Raw genomic sequence first — 18038 nt, 5'->3', positions numbered from 1 at the left:
CCGATCGGGAGGACTTGAGATGGATTGGACGCGCGTATTGCCCGTCGCGGCGTTCGCAGCATTGGCGAGATAGTCTGCAATGACATCGACCCAGAACATCATCATCGGGATCGACGCCGGAACATCCGTGATCAAGGCGGTGGCGTTCGATCTCGCAGGCCAGCAGATCGCAACCGCTTCCGTGCGTAACAAATACGCGACCGGCGACGATGGTTCGGCAACGCAATCCCTCGCGCAGACCTGGATGGATTGCGCCAGCGCATTGCGCGGTCTCGGCGAAAAGGTCGCCGATCTCGCCGCGCGCACTGCCGCGGTCGCAGTCACTGGACAGGGCGACGGCACCTGGCTCGTTGGCCGCGGCAACGCGCCCGTGACCGACGCCTGGCTGTGGCTCGATGCCCGTGCCGCCTCGACGGTCACCAGACTGGCCGGCGGAGTAGACAACCGCGCCCGCTTCGAAGCGACCGGCACCGGCCTCAACACCTGCCAGCAGGGCGCTCAGCTCGCCCATATGGACAAGGTCGCGCCGGAACTGCTCGATCGAAGCGAAGCCGCCCTGCACTGCAAGGACTGGCTCTATCTCAATCTCACCGGCATCCGCGCCACCGACCCCTCCGAAGCAAGCTTCACGTTCGGCAATTTCCGCACGCGCCAATACGACAGCGTCGTCATCGATGCGCTTGGCCTCGATCGTCGCCGCAATCTTCTGCCTGAGATCATCGACGGCACGGAAGTCAGCCATCCCCTGACGGCGGAGGCCGCCAAGGCCTGCGGACTGCTTGCAGGAACGCCCGTTTGCCTCGGCTATGTCGACATGGTGATGACGGCGCTTGGCGCCGGTGTGCGCAGCAGCGGGCGCAATGCCGCCTGCTCGACGATCGGCTCCACCGGCGTCCACATGCGCGCCAAGGCGGTGGCCGACGTTCATCTCAACAGCGAAGGCACCGGCTATGTCATCGCCCTGCCGATCCCCGGCATCGTCACCCAGGTCCAGACCAACATGGGCTCGACGATCAATATCGACTGGATCCTGGAAATTGCCTCTTACCTGATGGCGGACGCCGGGAAGACCGTTTCGCATGCAGATCTGATCGCCCGGATCGACGGCTGGTTTGCCGAAAGCAAGCCGGGATCGGTGCTCTACCACCCCTATATTTCGGAGGCCGGCGAGCGCGGGCCCTTCGTCAACGCTAATGCCCGGGCCGGCTTCACCGGCCTCTCCACCCGTCACGGCTTTCCGGATCTCGTCCGCTCCGTCGTCGAGGGCCTCGGCCTTGCGACCCACGATTGCTACGCGGCGATGGGAGCGATGCCGGAAGAGCTGCGCATCACAGGCGGCGCAACCCGCTCGCTCGGCCTGCGCCGCTCGCTGTCATCAGCCGTCAACGCGCCGATCCGCCAGTCCCGGCGCGAAGAGACCGGTGCTGCCGGTGTGGCGATGATGGCTGCGGTCGCCGTCGGCGTCTACGCCACGATGGACGACTGCATTGCCGACTGGGTGACGCCGCTGCTCGGCGAGCCCGAAGTGCCCGACACCGCCGAAGCCGCGCGCTTCGATCGCCTTTTCTCCGCCTACACGGACGTGCGTCAGGCCATGGCGCCCGCCTGGGACAAGCTCGCCACTGCTGCGACGCCAGGCGCGTAACTCAAGTTCTGATGCAGAAGCATCGAAGGAGCATGACATGACCGAACCGGAAACCCTCGACCTCTTCGTCATCGGCGGCGGCATCAATGGCGCGGGCATCGCCCGCGATGCGGCCGGCCGCGGGCTGAAGGTGGCGCTCTGCGAAAAGGACGACCTGGCGCAGGGCACGTCGTCGCGTTCCGGCAAGCTCGTGCATGGCGGCCTTCGCTATCTCGAATATTACGAGTTCCGTCTGGTGCGCGAAGCACTGATCGAGCGCGAAGTGCTGCTGAATGCCGCTCCGCATATCATCTGGCCGATGCGCTTCGTCCTGCCCCACAGCCCGCAGGATCGCCCGGCCTGGCTCGTCCGGCTCGGCCTCTTCCTCTACGACCACCTCGGCGGCCGCAAGAAGCTGCCGGGCACACGCACCCTCAATCTGCTGCGCGACCCCGAGGGCACGCCGATCCTCGACCAATATACCCGCGGTTTCGAATATTCCGATTGCTGGGTGGATGACGCCCGCCTCGTCGTGCTCAACGCCGTCAGCGCCGCCGAAAAGGGCGCGCTCGTGCTGACCCGCTCGCCCGCCGTCTCGGCCCGGCGAGAAAACGGCGCCTGGACCATCACCACGAAGAACAGCACCAGCGGCGAGACGCGCACCTTCCGCGCCAAATGTCTCGTCAACTGCGCCGGCCCCTGGGTTAGCGACATCATCAACCGTGTCGCCGGCTCGAACTCCTCGCGCAATGTCCGCCTCGTCAAGGGCAGTCACATCATCGTTCCGAAATTCTGGGCAGGCTCGAATGCCTATCTCGTGCAAAACCATGACAAGCGCGTCATCTTCATCAACCCCTACGAGGGCGACAAGGCGCTGATCGGTACGACCGATATCGCCTATGAGGGCCGTGCCGAGGACGTCTCCGCCGACGAGGCCGAGATCGATTACCTGCTGAAGGCCGTCAACCGCTACTTCAAGGAGAAGCTCCGCCGGCAGGACGTGCTGCACAGCTTTTCCGGCGTGCGCCCGCTTTTCGACGACGGCAAGGGCAATCCGTCCGCCGTCACCCGCGACTATGTCTTCGATCTCGACGAGACGGGCGGCGCGCCGCTGCTCAACGTCTTCGGCGGCAAGATCACCACCTTCCGCGAGCTGGCCGAGCGCGGCCTGCATCGCCTCAAGCACATCTTCCCGGCCATGGGCGGCGACTGGACGCAATCGGCGCCGCTCCCCGGCGGGGAAATCCCCAACGCCGACTACGAGACCTTCGCCAACAGCCTGCGCGATGCCTATCCCTGGATGCCGCGCAAGCTCGTCCATCACTATGGCCGCCTCTACGGCGCCCGTACGAAGAATGTCGTCGCAGGCGCCACCGGTCTCGAAGGCCTCGGCCGCCATTTCGGCGGGCAGTTCTACGAGGCGGAAGCGCGTTATCTCGTGGCCACGGAATGGGCCGAAACAGCCGAGGATATCCTCTACCGCCGGACCAAGCATTACCTGCATATGAGCGAAGCGGAGCGTGCCGCCTTTGCAGACTGGTTCGTCTCCTCCCGCCTTGCCGCTGCCTGAAGGAGGTCACGATGCCGCTGACGCTTTCGCTGAACACCAATCCGCTGGTCAACCGCTTTGCCGACCCCGACGACCTGATCGATACCGTGGCGCGCGACCTGAAGATCCGCGACCTGCAGCTGACCCATGAGTTCATCAATCCGAGCTGGCAAGCGCCCGTGATCCGCCGCCTCACCCGCAGCATGAATTCGGCGCTGCGGCGCACCGGCGTTCGCGTCACCTCCGGCATGACCGGCCCCTATGGCCGCCTCAACCATTTCGGCCATCCGGACGCCGATGTGCGCCGCTACTATGTCGACTGGTTCAAGACCTTCGCCGATATCACCGCCGATCTCGGCGGCGATTCCGTCGGTACTCAGTTTGCGATCTTCACTTACCGGGATTTCGACGATCCGGCGAAGCGCGAGGAACTGATCAAGATCGCCATCGACTGCTGGGCCGAAGTGGCCGAGCATGGCCGCGCCGCCGGTCTTTCCTATGTGTTCTGGGAGCCGATGAGCATCGGCCGTGAATTCGGCGAGACGATCGCCGCCTGCCTGTCGCTGCAGGAGCGGCTGACGGCGGCAAACATGGCGATCCCGATGTGGATGATGGCCGATATCGACCACGGCGACGTCACCTCCGCCAACCCTGACGATTTTGACCCCTATGCCTGGGCGCGCGCCGTGCCGCCGGTGTCCCCGATCATCCACATCAAGCAGAGCCTGATGGACAAGGGCGGCCACCGGCCGTTCACCGCGGATTTCAACGCCAAGGGCCGGATCCAGCCGGCGCCGCTTCTCAAAGCTTTCGCCGAAGGCGGGGCTGTTGATAACGAGATCTGCCTTGAGCTCTCCTTCAAGGAGCGTGAGCCGAATGACCGCGAAGTGATCCCGCAGATTGCCGAGAGCGTCGCCTTCTGGGCGCCCTATATCGACACCGGCATCGACGACTTGAACATCTGAGGCGGAGATCCTTAAAAGGCTGCAGATATCGCAACGGAATCGTTGCAGGACTTATTTTGAAAGGGAGCGGCGATGACGGACGCCGATGATACGCTTGCGGTGCGCGCTGCCTGGCTGCATTACGCCGGAGGCCTGACGCAATCCGATGTCGCCCGCCGTCTCGGCGTGCCCTCGGTCAAGGCGCACCGGCTGATTGCCCGCGCCGTCGCCGATGGCGTCGTCAAGGTGACGATCGACGGCGATATCGTCGAATGCGTCGAGCTCGAGTCCCGCCTTTCGGAGCGCTACGGCCTGCAATATTGCGAGGTCGCACCCGATCTCGGCGAGGAAGGCCTGCCGCTTCGCGCCCTCGGCCATGCCGGCGCTGGCTACCTGAAGCGTGAGATCGAGCGCGGCGACAACAAGGTCATCGGCCTCGGCCACGGCCGCACGCTGTCAGCCGCCGTCCAGTACATGCCGCGCGTCGGCGCCAAGAACCTGCGCTTCGTCTCGCTGCTCGGTGGTCTTACGCGCAACTATGGCGCCAACCCCTATGACGTGATGCATCGCATCGCCGAAAAGACGGGAACGCAGGCCTATGTGATGCCCGTCCCGTTCTTCGCCAATACAGGAGACGACCGCGAGGTGCTGAAAGCGCAGCGCGCCGTCAAGGAGGTCTTCGACCTCGCCAACAATGCCGACCTGAAGCTCGTCGGCCTCGGCACTGTCGATGCCGATGCGCAGCTGGTGCTCTCGGGTATGGTCGAGCCGAGCGAGATCGACGATATCGCGACTGCCGGCGGCGTCGGCGAAATCCTCGGGCATTTCTTCAATGCAGATGGCGACATGCTGGATACGGCGCTGACGGCGCGGACACTCTCGGCCTCCTTCCCGAAAACGAAGAATGAGCGGCTCGTGGCGCTTGCCGGCGGGCAGTCGAAGGTTCCGGCCATCCGCGCCATCCTGAAAAGTCACCGCCTTTACGGCCTGATCACCGATGAACGCACGGCGCAGACACTGTTGAAATGACGTGATCGGCAACAAGAATTGATCGCAAAATAACATGAATAATGTTGATTATCACGATTTATCCGTTATCTTAACATCAGGAGATGGGTGGAGACCGGAATGAAGCGCGAGGAACGGCAGCAGCTGATCGTCAATCTGCTCGTCGAGAACAAGACCGTCGACCTCGACGATCTTGCCAACCGCTTCATCGTCTCGAAGATGACGATCCATCGTGACCTCGACGATCTCGAGCAGGCGGGCGTGCTTCGAAAGGTGCGAGGCGGCGCGACGATCGACGCCGGAACGCAGTTCGAGAGCGACTTCCGCATCCGCGAGCGCCAGGGCCACGAAGCCAAGGTCGCGATGGCCAAGAGCGCGCTTGAAATGGTCGAGCCCGGGATGACCGTGATGGTCAATGACGGGTCGATGGCGGCAGTGCTCGGCGAAATGCTGCTGCAGAAGCGGCCTTTGACCGTGATCACCAACAATGCGGCGATCATGGAGCGGCTGAAGGCAGAAACAGGCATCACGCTGATTGCGCTTGGCGGCATCTATTCGGCGAAGTTCAACGCCTATCTCGGCGTCGTCACCGAAGAGGCGCTGTCGAAGCTCAGGGCCGATATCGCCTTCATCTCGACACCCGCCGTCAGCGGCAGGCGCGCCTATCACATGGACGACAACGCCGTCCGCACCAAGCGGGCGATGATGGCGTCTTCGGCAAGGTCTTGCCTGCTGGTCAATCACCAGCGCATCGGCCACACGGCGCTGCATGTCATGGCCGATCTGGCCGATTTCGACGCCGTGATCACCGACAGCGCGCCGGACGCGGCTGTCATCGAGGAATTCGTACAGGCGGGCATAACGCTCACCATTGCATCGGAACAGGACCCGACATGACCGAAAAGCCGCGCTTCTGGGTTGGCACCAGCTGGAAGATGAACAAGACGCTCGCCGAGGCGCAGCAGTTTGCCCGCGGCCTGAAAGCGGCCGATGCCGCCCGCGATCCGCGCATCCAGCGGTTCGTCATCCCGCCCTTCACCGCCGTGCGCGAAGTCAAGGCGATGCTCGCTGAGACCTCCGTCAAGGTCGGCGCCCAGAACATGCATTGGGCCGATCAGGGCGCCTGGACCGGTGAGGTCTCGCCGGTGATGCTGAAGGATTGCAACCTCGATATCGTCGAACTCGGCCATTCCGAGCGCCGCGAGCATTTCGGCGAGACAGACGAGACCGTCGGCCTGAAGACCGAAGCCGCCGTCCGCCACGGCCTGATCCCGTTGATCTGCATCGGCGAAACCCTGGCCGACCGCGAAAGCGGCAAGGCCGCCGACTTTCTAGCGATACAGGTGCGCGGCGCGCTTTCGAAGCTCTCGAATGACCAGAAAGCCGCCGAAATCCTGCTCGCCTACGAGCCCGTCTGGGCGATCGGCGAAAACGGCATCCCGGCATCAGCCGACTATGCCGATGCCCGTCAGGCCGAGATCATCGCGGTCGCCAAAGAGATCCTCGGCCACAAGATCCCCTGCCTCTACGGCGGATCGGTCAACCCCGGAAACTGCGAAGAACTGATTTCGAGCCCGCATATCGACGGGCTCTTCATCGGCCGTTCGGCCTGGAATGTCGAAGGCTACCTCGACATTCTCGCAAAATGCGCCGCCAAACTCTAAGGAGAACGACAATGAAGCTTGCCATTGCAGGAGACAGCGCCGGCGAAGGCCTCGCCAAGGTTCTGGCCGATCATCTGAAGGACCGTTTCGAGGTGCACGAAGTGTCGCGCACCAACGGCGGTGCCGACCCCTTCTACGCCAACCTCTCCGACCGCGTCGCATCGGGCGTGCTCGACGGCACCTACGACAAGGCGATCCTCGTCTGCGGCACCGGCATCGGCGTCTGCATCTCGGCCAACAAGGTACCGGGCATCCGCGCCGCACTCACCCACGACACCTACTCCGCTGAGCGCGCAGCCCTCTCCAACAACGCCCAGATCATCACCATGGGCGCCCGCGTTATCGGTACGGAACTGGCGAAGTCGATTGCCGATGCGTTTCTGGCCCAGACGTTCGATGAGAACGGCCGGTCTGCCGGGAATGTGAAGGCGATGGACGAACTGGACGCGAAGTATAACGCTCGGTGAGTTTTTGGGTGGGCCGGTAGGCTAAGGTTCTTGGCCTGATCCGATGGAACTGTTGTACCCGTAGCCCCCTCACCCTGCCCACCCGGCGTGGCGCGAGCCGCCCCCTCGTCGTCCCTTCTCCCCAGCGGGGAGAAGGGACGACGAGGGGCGGATGAGGGGGCTCCGGGCGCAGTTCTTTCTTCATCCCTGTGGCAAGCACAGTAAGTGAGGAGATGTGGGCTTGGTGCATAAAGCGGCCGGAACGCCGTGTAGTGCATGGCGCCTTTACGGTCCCTACCCCAAACTCTCCGCCATCGTCGCAACAACCAGCGCCGCCGAAACCGCACCCGGGTCGGCATGCCCAAGCACCCGCTCGCCCAGTCGCGCCGCTCTGCCCTTGGTCGCCAGCATCGACTTCGTCGCCTCCGCTCCGGCAGTCGCCGCATCCGCTGCAGCCTTGAGGCAAACCGCCAGCGCCGCGCCCTTCGCAAACTCCGCTTCCGCCGCATCTGCCGCAGGCCGCCAGGCGTCGACCATGGTTTTCTCGCCTGGCACCGCCTTGCCGCGGTCCTCTATGCCCTTGGCCATGGCGGCGAAAGCCTTGACCATGTCCTCGTCGCCGGCCGCCGCCTTGCCCTTCAGCACCGCTCCGGCGCGCATGAAGGCTGTGGCGTAGAGCGGGCCTGACGACGCACCGACGGCATTGAGGAAGGATTTGGCGGCGAGGTTGAAGATGGCACCGAGATCGGTTTCGGCTTCGCTGGCGGCAAGGGCCGTCTTCACGGTGGAGAAGCCGAGTTCCATGGTAATGCCGTGGTCGGCATCGCCGATGACGCCGTCGAGTTCGCTGAGGCGGTCGCGGTTTTCGGCAATGGTCGCGGCGATCGCCGAGAACATGGCGCGCAGGTCCTGTGCGGTGATTTCAGCCATCAGCGGCCGCTCCGGAACATGGCGCAATCGCAGGGATGGTCGAGAAGGGTCTGCAGCTCGTGGTCGAGATGCATCAGCGTCACCGAGGCGCCCATCATGTCGAGCGAGCTGCAATAATTGCCGACCAGCGTCGAGTGGATCACCAGCCCCTCGCCATCCAGCCGCTCCTTGACGCGGGCCATCATGATGTAGAGTTCCATCAGCGGCGTCGCGCCGAGACCGTTGACCAGCACGGCGACGCGGTCGCCACGCGCGGCGTTCATTTCCGGCAAAATCTTGTCGAGCAGCTGGTCGGTGATCTCGTTGGCGCTCTTCAGCGGACCGCGCTCGACTCCGGGCTCGCCATGGATGCCCATGCCGATTTCCATCTCGTTTTCGCCGAGTTCGAAATTCGGCTTGCGCGTCTGCGGCAGGGAGCAAGGGCCGAGCGCCACGCCCATCGTGAAGGTCCGGTCGTTGGCCTTGCGGGCAGCCGCCTCGCAGGCATCGATATCCATCATCCGGTCGGCGGCGGCACCGGCGATCTTGAAGACGAAGACATTACCGGCAACGCCCCGGCGATCGGCCCTCCGGTCGCGGGGAGCAGAGGCTACGTCGTCGGTCGTCAGCACGGTGCGGACTTCGATGTCTTCCATCGCCGCCATTTCTGCCGCCATGTCGAAATTCATCACGTCGCCAGCATAGTTGCCGTACATGAAGAGCACGCCGGCGCCGCCATTGACGGCCTTGGCGCATTCGAGGACCGGATCCGGCGGCGGCGAGGCGAAGACATTGCCGATCGCCGCGCCATCGGCGAGACCGCGGCCGACGAAGCCTACGAAGCTCGGCTCGTGGCCCGAGCCGCCGCCGATCACCAGGCCGACCTTGCCCTGGCGCGGACCATCGACCGCGACGACCGAACGGGCCGTGCCTTCGACGCGCTTCAGGTGATTGGGATGGGCGGCGAGAATGCCCGCCAGCATTTCGTCAACGGCATCGGCGCCGTTATTGATGATCTTCTTGACCGTCATCGATCCTCCTTCGATGCATGCCGCCGCCCCTCTTCCCAGGCGGACGGCCTGCCTATTTCGTGTAGAGCGCCCTCGAGCGTTCGAGATGTTTCAGCACCGCCGATTCTGCACCGTCGGCATCATGGGCCGCAAGCCGTTCGACGATCTCTTCGTGCTCGACCAGCGTGAATTTCTCCTTGCCGGTCCAGATCAGCATTTCCGTGTGATATTCGCGCAGCCATGCGAGCATCGCCTCGCTGACGGCGGCGAAGATCGGGTTGCCCGATATCTGCGCGATGCGGGTATGGAACTGCATGTCGGCGGAGATGAAATCCTCCGCGTTTCCAAGCGATTCGCGCTGGCGCTCGATGATCCGCTTCAATTCGGCGATATCGGCCTCGCTCGCCCTCTGGGCGGCCTCTCGCGCCATGCCGCGCTCGAAAAAGATACGGGCGCTCTTCAGGTTCTCCAGGCTGTCTGCCGACTGGGACAGCATGATCTTCGCCGTCAGATCGACCTGCTGGAAGATCGATTTCGCCGTCAGCTTCAGAACCTTGGCGCGCTCGCCGTGGGAAATGTTGACGAGCCCCATGCCTGCCAGCGACTGCATGGCTTCGCGGATCGCGGGCCGGCCGACGCCGAAACGCTCCATCAGCACGCGTTCGGAGGGCATTTCGTCACCGGGCTTCAGTTCGCCCGAGGTGATCATGCGTTCGAGCCTGTCGAAAACCTCGTCGGAAAGCTTCCGGCGAACGATCTGCTCGATTGGTTGGGTCATGATGTCTCGCTGGCTCAAACTCCCCTCCCTTTAGCATTTTGCGCCGCCGCGACAAAGGCCGCGATGGGCTCATTTGCGCTCGAGTCGAAACTTTCCGATTGCGCAAATTGGAATACTCATTATACCAGTTAATGAGTGACGCCAAGATGCTGGGCTTGGCCGGAGGAGCATTACCGACGTGAGCATGATCACCCTGACCTACCGCATCGAAACCCCTGGCAGCATCGAGGCCATGGCGGAGAAGATCGCCAGCGACCAGTCGACGGGCACATTCGTTCCGGTTCCCGGCGAGACCGAGGAGCTGAAGGCCCGAGTTGCGGCCCGGGTGCTGGCGATTCGTCCCCTCGAGGAGGCGAAGACGCCGGGCTGGCCCGAGGTTGCCGAAGGCCACGGTCCGCTTCGCCGCGCCGATGTCGATATCGCCTTCCCGCTCGATGCGATCGGCACCGACCTTTCGGCGCTGATGACGATCGCCATCGGCGGCGTCTATTCGATTAAGGGCATGACCGGCATCCGCATCGTCGATCTGAAGCTGCCCCCGGAATTCAAGGACGCGCATCCCGGCCCGCAATTCGGCCTACCCGGCAGCCGCAGGCTGACCGGCGTCGAGGGCCGCCCGATCATCGGCACCATCGTCAAGCCGGCGCTGGGTCTGCGTCCACACGAGACGGCGGAGCTCGTCGGCGAACTGATCCAGTCTGGCGTCGATTTCATCAAGGACGACGAGAAGCTGATGAGCCCGGCCTACTCGCCGCTTAGGGATCGCGTCGAGGCGATCATGCCGCTGATCCTCGATCATGAGCAGAAGACCGGCAAGAAGGTCATGTATGCCTTCGGCATCTCGCATGCCGATCCGGACGAGATGATGCGCAATCACGACCTTGTCCTGAAGGCGGGCGGCAATTGCGCCGTGGTCAATATCAATTCGATCGGCTTCGGTGGGATGAGCTTCCTGCGGAAGCGCTCCGGTCTGGTGCTGCATGCGCATCGCAACGGCTGGGATATCCTGACCCGCAACCCCGCAACCGGTATGGATTTCAGGGTTTACCAGCAGTTCTGGCGCCTGCTCGGCGTCGACCAGTTTCAGATCAACGGCATCCGCGTGAAATACTGGGAGCCGGACGAAAGCTTCGTCGAATCCTTCAAGGCGGTCAGCACACCGTTGTTCGACAAGACTGATTGCCCGCTTCCGGTGGCAGGCTCCGGCCAGTGGGGTGGTCAGGCGCCGGAGACCTACCAGCGCACCGGCCGGACGACCGACCTCCTCTACCTCTGCGGCGGCGGCATCGTCAGCCACCCGGGCGGACCGGCAGCCGGCGTGCGCGCCGTGCAGCAGGCCTGGCAGGCGGCGGTCGCCGATATCCCGCTCGATACGTATGCCAAGGACCATCCGGAACTCGCCGCATCGATTGCCAAATTCGCTGACGGCAAGGGCGCGTGAGAGTCATGAGTAAGCTGCTCCTCAGCTATTACGGCGACGACTTCACCGGCTCCACCGATGTCATGGAGGCGCTTGCTTCGAATGGCGTGAAGACGGCCCTGTTCCTGGGCATCCCGAGTGCCGAAACGCTCGCCAAATTCGCCGATTGCCAGGCGATCGGCATCGCCGGGACCAGCCGCAGCCAGACGCCGCAATGGATGTCCGATAATCTCGGCCCTGCCTTTACCTGGCTGAAGAGCCTCGACGCGGCGATCTGCCATTACAAGGTCTGCTCGACCTTCGATTCCAGCCCTGCAATCGGCAATATCGGCAAGGCGATCGAGATCGGCCGCGAGACTTTCGCGCAGGACTGCGTGCCCGTCATCGTCGGCGCGCCGCAATTGAAGCGCTATACGGCCTTCGGGCATCTCTTCGCCGCCTATCAGGGCAAGGTCTACCGCATCGACCGCCACCCGGTGATGAGCCGTCATCCGGTGACGCCGATGGCCGAGGCGGATCTGACGATCCATCTTGCCGCGCAGACCAGTTTGCCGATCCGGCTTGCCGACTTGGCGATGACGGCCGGCGACGCCACCACCGGTATCGATGCGCTTCTCGCCGACAAACCCGGCATCCTGCTCGCCGATGTCGATGGACCGGCTTCGCAGGCTGTTGCCGGAGAGCAGGTCTGGCGCCTGCGCGGTGATCGCGGTCTCTTCGTTGCGGGATCATCGGGTATTCAATACGCCCTGCTCCATGCCTGGGAACGCGAAGGGCTGACATCGGGCAAGGTCGAGTTTCCCCTGCCCGGCGCGGTGGAGCGTCTTGCCGTCGTCTCCGGCAGTGTCTCGCCGACGACGGAACGGCAGATCCGCAATGCGACGGAAAACGGCTTCGACGCCATTCCCGTCGACCCCGTGGCGCTGGTTGGCGAAAGCGGCGATGCGGCGATCGAGAGTGCTGTCGCCTCTGGCCTGTCGGCGCTGAAATCCGGCCGCAGCGTCATCCTGCACACTGCCCTCGGCCCCTCGGCCGATCGCGGCACCGAGATCGACCGCATCCCCGAAGCGCGCCATCGCCTGGGCATCCGCCTCGGTATCATCCTGCGCCGTCTCGTGGAGGCCGAGAAGCTGACGCGCGCCGTCATCGCCGGCGGCGACACGTCGAGCCACGCGCTGAGCGAATTGCGGGTCGAGGCGCTGACGACGCTGCTGCCTTTGCCGCAGACGCCGGGCTCGCCGCTCTGCACGGCGCACGGCGCGTATGCCCCGACCAACGGCCTGCAGATCGCGCTGAAGGGCGGCCAAGTGGGCTTGGACGGTTATTTCGCGCAGATTCGCGACGGACGCAGGGCCTGACGGCCAGGGAAATGTTGATATCAACTGCTATAGTGATTGACTCATCATACCAGTTAAGCTAGCTGATAGAAAAATCGAAAGGCGAGGAAACATGACTGCAATTGCCCTCTTCGGCGCTGGTGGCAAAATGGGCTACCGGCTCGCCAAAAATCTCAAAGGTTCCCGCTTCGATGTCCGCCATGTGGAGGTCAGCGACGCCGGCAAGGCACGCCTCAAGAACGATCTCGGTATCGATTGCGTCGGTCCCGATGAAGGTCTTGCCGGTGCCGAGGTCGTCATTCTCGCGGTGCCCGATACGGCGATCGGCAAGGTCGCAGCCGGTATCGTCGACAAGCTGAAGCCGGGCACGATGGTCGTCGCTCTCGACGCCGCCGCCCCCTTCGCCGGACATCTGCCGGAGCGCGCCGATCTCACCTATTTCGTGACCCACCCCTGCCATCCGCCGATCTTCAACGACGAGACCGACATGCAGGCGAAGAAGGACCACTTCGGCGGCCTGTTCGCCAAGCAGCACATCGTCTCGGCGCTGATGCAGGGTCCGGAAAGCGCCTACGCGCTCGGCGAGGAAATCGCCAAGGTCATCTGGGCGCCGGTCATGCGCTCGCACCGCGTCACCGTCGATCAGATGGCGATGCTGGAGCCGGGCCTTTCGGAAACGGTCTGCGCCTCGCTGCTCGTCGTCATGCGCCAGGCAATGGACGAATGCGTTGCCCGCGGCGTTCCGGCGGAAGCCGCCCGCGACTTCCTGCTCGGCCACATGAACGTGCTTGGCGCCGTCATCTTCAAGGAAGTCGACGGCGTGTTCTCGGATGCCTGCAACAAGGCGATCGAGTTCGGCATCCCCGCGCTGATGCGCGACGACTGGAAGAAGGTCTTCGAACCTCAGGAGATCGCCGAAAGCATCCGGCGCATCACCTGACAATGCCGCGGCAAGGCTAAGGTCTTGCCGCATCGCCGGCCCGGTGGGGAGTCCAAGAGACGGTCCGGCAATGGAATATCGCATGAATTCTGGTCGGGCCGGGGTGGTCCGGCCCATGCGTCAAACTCGGGAGGAGAAACCATGACTTTTACACGTAGACTGACCCTTGCTGCCTTCGCCGGCGCGCTTTCGCTCGGCGTTGCCATGCCGGCATTTTCGGCAGACCTGATCGCCATCATCACGCCGGCCCATGACAACCCGTTCTTCAAGGCTGAAGCCGTCGGCGCCGAAGCCAAGGCCAAGGAACTCGGCTACGAAGCGCTCGTCATGACCCATGACGACGATGCCAACAAGCAGTCTGAGATGATCGACACGGCGATCGGCCGCGGCGCCAAGGCCATCATCCTCGACAACGCCGGCGCCGACGCCTCCGTCGCCGCCGTCAAGAAGGCTAAGGACGCCGGTATCCCGTCCTTCCTGATCGACCGCGAAATCAACGCCACCGGCGTTGCCGTCGCCCAGATCGTGTCCAACAACTACCAGGGCGCCCAGCTCGGCGCGCAGGAATTCGTCAAGCTGATGGGCGAGAAGGGCAATTATGTCGAGCTCGTCGGCAAGGAATCCGACACCAATGCCGGCATCCGCTCGCAGGGCTATCATGACGTCATCGACGACTATCCGGATCTGAAGCTGGTTGCCAAGCAGTCGGCCAACTGGAGCCAGACGGAAGCCTATTCGAAGATGGAAACCATCCTTCAGGCCAACCCTGATATCAAGGGCGTCATCTCCGGCAACGACACGATGGCCATGGGCGCGATTGCCGCTCTGCAGGCTGCCGGCCGCAAGGACGTGATCGTCGTCGGCTTCGACGGTTCGAACGACGTTCGCGACTCGATCAAGGCAGGCGGCATCAAGGCGACCGTTCTGCAGCCGGCATACGCTCAGGCACAGATGGCCGTCGAGCAGGCTGACGCCTACATCAAGAACAAGACGACGCCGAAGGAAGAAAAGCAGCTGATGGATTGCGTTCTCATCAACGCTGACAACGCTTCCAAGCTCGAAACCTTCGCTCTGGCGAAGTAATCGGCATAAAACAGCGGCAGAGGGTTCGGGAGACCGCACCCTCTGCGGTCTATTTCACATCATTTCGAGGTTCACAGCATGTTGAGGATCAGGGGCGCCCTGATCGCCGCTCTCGTGGCGGCGGCTTTGCCTGGCTGCAAGATCATCAAGACGCCGACTGCCGAGGAAAAGGCCGCGGCGGCTGCAAAGGATGCATTCGATCCGAATGCCAAGGTCGAGGCGATCTGGCAGTCGCAGGCAGTGCCCTATTTCGAAAAGCGCGCCGGTGAGCTGAAGGATGTCGTGGCGGCGGTCGCTGCTGGTGCCGATCAGGCCGGCGAGAAATACGGAAACCCGAAGAAGCAGGCGAGCTCGCCCTGGACCTATGCGGTGAAATTCACCGGCAAGGTCGTGGCTGCCGATACGCAATCCCGCGCCGCGACACTCGACGTCGACGTTGATGGCGACGGCAAGGCGGATGCAAAAGTGCAGATCGGCCCGGCGCTGCGCGGCACTGCGCTGCGCGATACGCTGGACTTCGTCAATTTCAACGAGTTCAAGAACCAGATCGAATGGGCCCAGTTCGGCAAGGCCTTCAACGAGAAGGCCAATACCGCCTTCTTGTCAGCCATTCCGCGTGACGGGATCACCGGCAAGACCGTCACGGTCGTCGGCGCCTTCCCGCTGCCATCCGGTAGCGACCTGCCGCTTATCACCCCATCGGAACTGACGGTGGCGCCATGACGGATGCCGCCGCCAAGAACGATATCATCCTGCGCCTCGACGACGTCTCGAAAGTCTATTCGGGTATCGTTGCCGTCAAGCGCGCCAATCTCGAATTGCGCCGCGGCGCGGTCAATGTGCTCGTCGGCGAAAATGGCGCCGGCAAGTCGACGCTGATGAAGATCATCGCCGGCGTCGAGCGTCCGACGCTCGGCAAGATCATCCTCGATGGCGAACAGGTCTCCTTCGACAGCCCGGCCGACGCGCAGGCGCACGGCATCGGCATGATCTTCCAGGAGCTCAACCTCTTCGCCAACATGACGGTTGCCGAAAACATCTTCGCCACCCGCGAAATCACCCGCGGCGTGCTCGGCATCGATCACAAGGCGCAGGTCGAGAAGGCCAACGGCTTCCTGAAGCGCCTCGACGCCGGGATCGACGCCGAGACTATGGTCGAAGACCTGCCGATCGGCCAGCAGCAGCTGGTCGAGATTGCCAAGGCGATGTCGCTCGACGCCCGCATCCTGATCATGGACGAGCCGACCTCGGCGCTTTCGGCGGCCGAAGTCGAGATCCTCTTCAAGGTCATCGCCGAGCTGAAGGCGCAGGGCGTGGCGATCGTCTACATCTCCCACCGCCTCGAAGAGCTGATGCGGATCGGCGACTACATCACCGTTCTGCGCGACGGCCAGATCACCGGCCAGGCGATGGTCAAGGATATCGACACCCGCTGGATCGTCCGCTCGATGATCGGCTCCGACGCCAAGGATTTTGCCAAGGCCGACAATCACGCGCTCGGCGGCGAAATGTTCCGCGCCGAGGACATCTCTTTCCCCCGCCCGACCGGCGGGCTCGCCGTCGATCACGTTTCGCTCTCTGTGAAATCGGGCGAAATTCTCGGCATCTACGGCCTGATGGGCGCCGGACGCAGCGAATTCTTCGAATGCGTCATCGGCCGCCACATGCATTCCACCGGCAAGATCTTCATCGACGGCGAGGAAGTGCGCGCCCGCGATACGACGCGCCGCATCCGCCGCGGCCTTGCGCTGATCCCTGAGGATCGCCAGCGCGAGGGCCTGGTGCAGGTTCTCTCAATCGCCAGCAATCTCACGCTCGCAAGCCTCGGCCGCTTCGCTCGCTTCTTCCATATCAGCGCGGCCGCCGAGAAGAATGCCATCGCCGAGGCGATCAGGGATCTCTCGATCAAGGCTCCCAATCCGGATTTCGAGGTCACCTCGATGTCGGGCGGCAACCAGCAGAAGGTCGTCATCGGCAAGGCGCTGATGACCAATCCGAAGGTTCTGTTGATGGACGAGCCGAGCCGCGGCATCGACGTCGGCGCCAAGGCCGATGTCTTCAGAACCATGCGGAGGCTGGCGGCCAACGGGCTCGCCATCCTGTTTTCGACTTCTGACCTCGAAGAGGTCATGGCGCTTTCCGATCGCATCGCCGTCTTGAGCAACGGCCGGCTGATCGCGGTCTTCGATCGCGACGAAGCGACGGAAGATGCCATTATCGCGGCTTCGGCCAAGGGACACGGACACCAGGGGAAAATCGCGTCATGACGGCGGCAACAACGACACTCGCGCCAAAGGGCGCCAACGGCTCCGCACTTCTGACGCTGATGAAGCTCAGAACCTTCATCGCGCTCTTTGCCGTCATCATCTTCTTTGCGATCTTCGCGCCGAACTTCACCTCGACCGCGAACATGATCCTGATGTCGAAGCATGTGGCGCTGAACGCCTTTCTTGCCATGGGCATGACCTTCGTCATCATCACCGGCGGCATCGACCTTTCGGTCGGCTCGATCGTCGGCCTCTGCGGCATGGTCGCCGGTGGCCTGATCCTCTACGGCATCGAACTGCCGATCGGTTACACGATCTTCTTCAATCTTTTCGAGATCGTGCTGATCACGCTCGCCGTCGGCCTCATCATCGGCCTTATCAACGGCCTGCTGATCACCAAGCTCAATGTCGCGCCCTTCATTGCGACGCTCGGCACGCTCTATATCGCCCGCGGCCTGGCGCTGCTCTCCTCCGACGGCCAGACCTTCCCGAACCTCGTCGGCCGTCCCGAATATGCGACGACGGGATTCGATTTCTTCGGCGCCGGCCGCATTCTCGGCCTGCCGGTATCGATCTGGATCCTGATCGTACTGGCGCTCGTCGCCTCTTATGTCGCACGCTCCACCCCGATCGGCCGCCACATCTTCGCGGTCGGCGGCAATGAGCGGGCAGCGCGCATGTCCGGTATCCGGGTCGATCTCGTGAAGATCTTCGTCTACATGTTCTCCGGCCTGTGCGCCGCGATCGTCGGGGTCGTCATCTCCTCCGAACTGATGGCAGCGCATCCGGCGACCGGCGAAAGCTTCGAATTGAACGCCATCGCGGCAGCCGTTCTCGGTGGCACCTCGATGTCGGGCGGACGCGGCACCATCGGCGGCACCATCATCGGCGCCTTCGTCATCGGCATCCTGTCGGACGGACTGGTGATGATGGGCGTGTCGTCCTTCTGGCAGATGGTCATCAAGGGCCTCGTCATCATCATCGCCGTCGTCGTCGACCAGGCACAGCGCCGCTTGCAGCAGCGCGTTACCCTCATGCAGATGGCAAAGGCAGGTTGAT

General features: G+C 63.4%; 17 protein-coding genes. 14 read left to right on the top strand and 3 right to left on the bottom strand.

Translation table 11 applies throughout. The annotated features are described in order from the left end of the window. The first annotated feature begins 79 nt into the window (after positions 1–79). From ABIE40_RS24735 to derI, 7 genes are all read left to right on the top strand, one after another. Positions 80–1645 (top strand): FGGY-family carbohydrate kinase, encoded by a 1566-nt coding sequence (locus ABIE40_RS24735; RefSeq protein ID WP_199628104.1) that lies wholly within the window; start codon positions 80–82, stop codon positions 1643–1645. Positions 1646–1682: 37 nt separating this feature from the next. After that, positions 1683–3194 carry a glycerol-3-phosphate dehydrogenase gene (locus tag ABIE40_RS24730; RefSeq protein ID WP_199628105.1) on the top strand — a complete coding sequence of 504 codons (1512 nt, stop codon included), beginning with the start codon at positions 1683–1685 and terminating at the stop codon, positions 3192–3194. 11 nt (positions 3195–3205) lie between these two features. After that, on the top strand, positions 3206–4138 hold the full coding sequence (locus tag ABIE40_RS24725) for a sugar phosphate isomerase/epimerase family protein (RefSeq protein ID WP_199628106.1): 933 nt from the start codon (positions 3206–3208) through the stop codon (positions 4136–4138). Between the two features lie 72 nt (positions 4139–4210). Further along, positions 4211–5146 (top strand): sugar-binding transcriptional regulator, encoded by a 936-nt coding sequence (locus ABIE40_RS24720; RefSeq protein ID WP_199628107.1) that lies wholly within the window; start codon positions 4211–4213, stop codon positions 5144–5146. Between the two features lie 99 nt (positions 5147–5245). Continuing rightward, positions 5246–6022 carry a DeoR/GlpR family DNA-binding transcription regulator gene (locus ABIE40_RS24715; RefSeq protein ID WP_199628108.1) on the top strand — a complete coding sequence of 259 codons (777 nt, stop codon included), beginning with the start codon at positions 5246–5248 and terminating at the stop codon, positions 6020–6022. Further along, positions 6019–6789 (top strand): triose-phosphate isomerase, encoded by a 771-nt coding sequence (locus ABIE40_RS24710; RefSeq protein WP_199628109.1) that lies wholly within the window; start codon positions 6019–6021, stop codon positions 6787–6789. The genes ABIE40_RS24715 and ABIE40_RS24710 overlap by 4 nt, the downstream gene beginning before the upstream one ends. An 11-nt stretch (positions 6790–6800) precedes the next feature. After that, positions 6801–7256, top strand: a complete 456-nt coding sequence (derI, locus tag ABIE40_RS24705) for a D-erythrulose-4-phosphate isomerase (protein ID WP_130281270.1) — start codon at positions 6801–6803, stop codon at positions 7254–7256. 273 nt (positions 7257–7529) lie between these two features. Here derI and dhaL read toward each other — a convergent pair whose 3' ends face one another. The 3 genes from dhaL to ABIE40_RS24690 are packed head-to-tail and all read right to left on the bottom strand — an operon-like array spanning position 7530 to position 9932. Next, on the bottom strand, positions 7530–8165 hold the full coding sequence (dhaL, locus tag ABIE40_RS24700) for a dihydroxyacetone kinase subunit DhaL (protein ID WP_199628110.1): 636 nt from the start codon (positions 8163–8165) through the stop codon (positions 7530–7532). Further along, positions 8165–9175 carry a dihydroxyacetone kinase subunit DhaK gene (gene dhaK / locus ABIE40_RS24695; RefSeq protein WP_199628111.1) on the bottom strand — a complete coding sequence of 337 codons (1011 nt, stop codon included), beginning with the start codon at positions 9173–9175 and terminating at the stop codon, positions 8165–8167. The genes dhaL and dhaK overlap by 1 nt, the downstream gene beginning before the upstream one ends. 52 nt (positions 9176–9227) lie before the next feature. Further along, positions 9228–9932, bottom strand: coding sequence for a transcriptional regulator NanR (locus ABIE40_RS24690; RefSeq protein ID WP_112711004.1), 705 nt, complete (start codon positions 9930–9932; stop codon positions 9228–9230). Positions 9933–10116: 184 nt separating this feature from the next. On the opposite strand from ABIE40_RS24690, the gene oiaX reads away from it, so the two are divergent. The 7 genes from oiaX to ABIE40_RS24655 all read left to right on the top strand — a co-directional run bounded on the left by oiaX (position 10117) and on the right by ABIE40_RS24655 (position 18037). Continuing rightward, a complete protein-coding gene (gene oiaX, locus ABIE40_RS24685) occupies positions 10117–11373 on the top strand; it encodes a 3-oxo-isoapionate-4-phosphate decarboxylase OiaX (RefSeq protein WP_199628371.1) in 1257 nt (418 codons plus the stop codon). A 5-nt stretch (positions 11374–11378) separates the two neighbouring features. Then, positions 11379–12710, top strand: coding sequence for a four-carbon acid sugar kinase family protein (locus ABIE40_RS24680; RefSeq protein ID WP_199628112.1), 1332 nt, complete (start codon positions 11379–11381; stop codon positions 12708–12710). Positions 12711–12801: 91 nt separating this feature from the next. Beyond that, positions 12802–13629, top strand: coding sequence for a phosphogluconate dehydrogenase C-terminal domain-containing protein (locus ABIE40_RS24675; RefSeq protein WP_199628113.1), 828 nt, complete (start codon positions 12802–12804; stop codon positions 13627–13629). Between the two features lie 141 nt (positions 13630–13770). Further along, complete coding sequence (locus ABIE40_RS24670; protein WP_199628114.1) at positions 13771–14712, top strand: D-ribose ABC transporter substrate-binding protein; 942 nt, start codon at positions 13771–13773, stop codon at positions 14710–14712. 78 nt (positions 14713–14790) lie between these two features. Further along, a complete protein-coding gene (locus ABIE40_RS24665) occupies positions 14791–15435 on the top strand; it encodes a DUF2291 family protein (RefSeq protein WP_199628115.1) in 645 nt (214 codons plus the stop codon). After that, positions 15432–16979, top strand: a complete 1548-nt coding sequence (locus ABIE40_RS24660) for a sugar ABC transporter ATP-binding protein (RefSeq protein ID WP_199628116.1) — start codon at positions 15432–15434, stop codon at positions 16977–16979. Before ABIE40_RS24665 ends, ABIE40_RS24660 begins: the two co-directional genes overlap by 4 nt. Next, positions 16976–18037 (top strand): ABC transporter permease, encoded by a 1062-nt coding sequence (locus tag ABIE40_RS24655; RefSeq protein WP_112711011.1) that lies wholly within the window; start codon positions 16976–16978, stop codon positions 18035–18037. Before ABIE40_RS24660 ends, ABIE40_RS24655 begins: the two co-directional genes overlap by 4 nt. Position 18038 lies beyond the last annotated feature (1 nt).

Source organism: Rhizobium sp. OAE497 (assembly GCF_040546565.1).
In the GTDB taxonomy this organism is placed as follows: domain Bacteria; phylum Pseudomonadota; class Alphaproteobacteria; order Rhizobiales; family Rhizobiaceae; genus Rhizobium.
The sequence above is the reverse complement of the archived record's forward strand: the minus strand, read 5'-3'. Positions and strand labels throughout refer to the sequence as shown.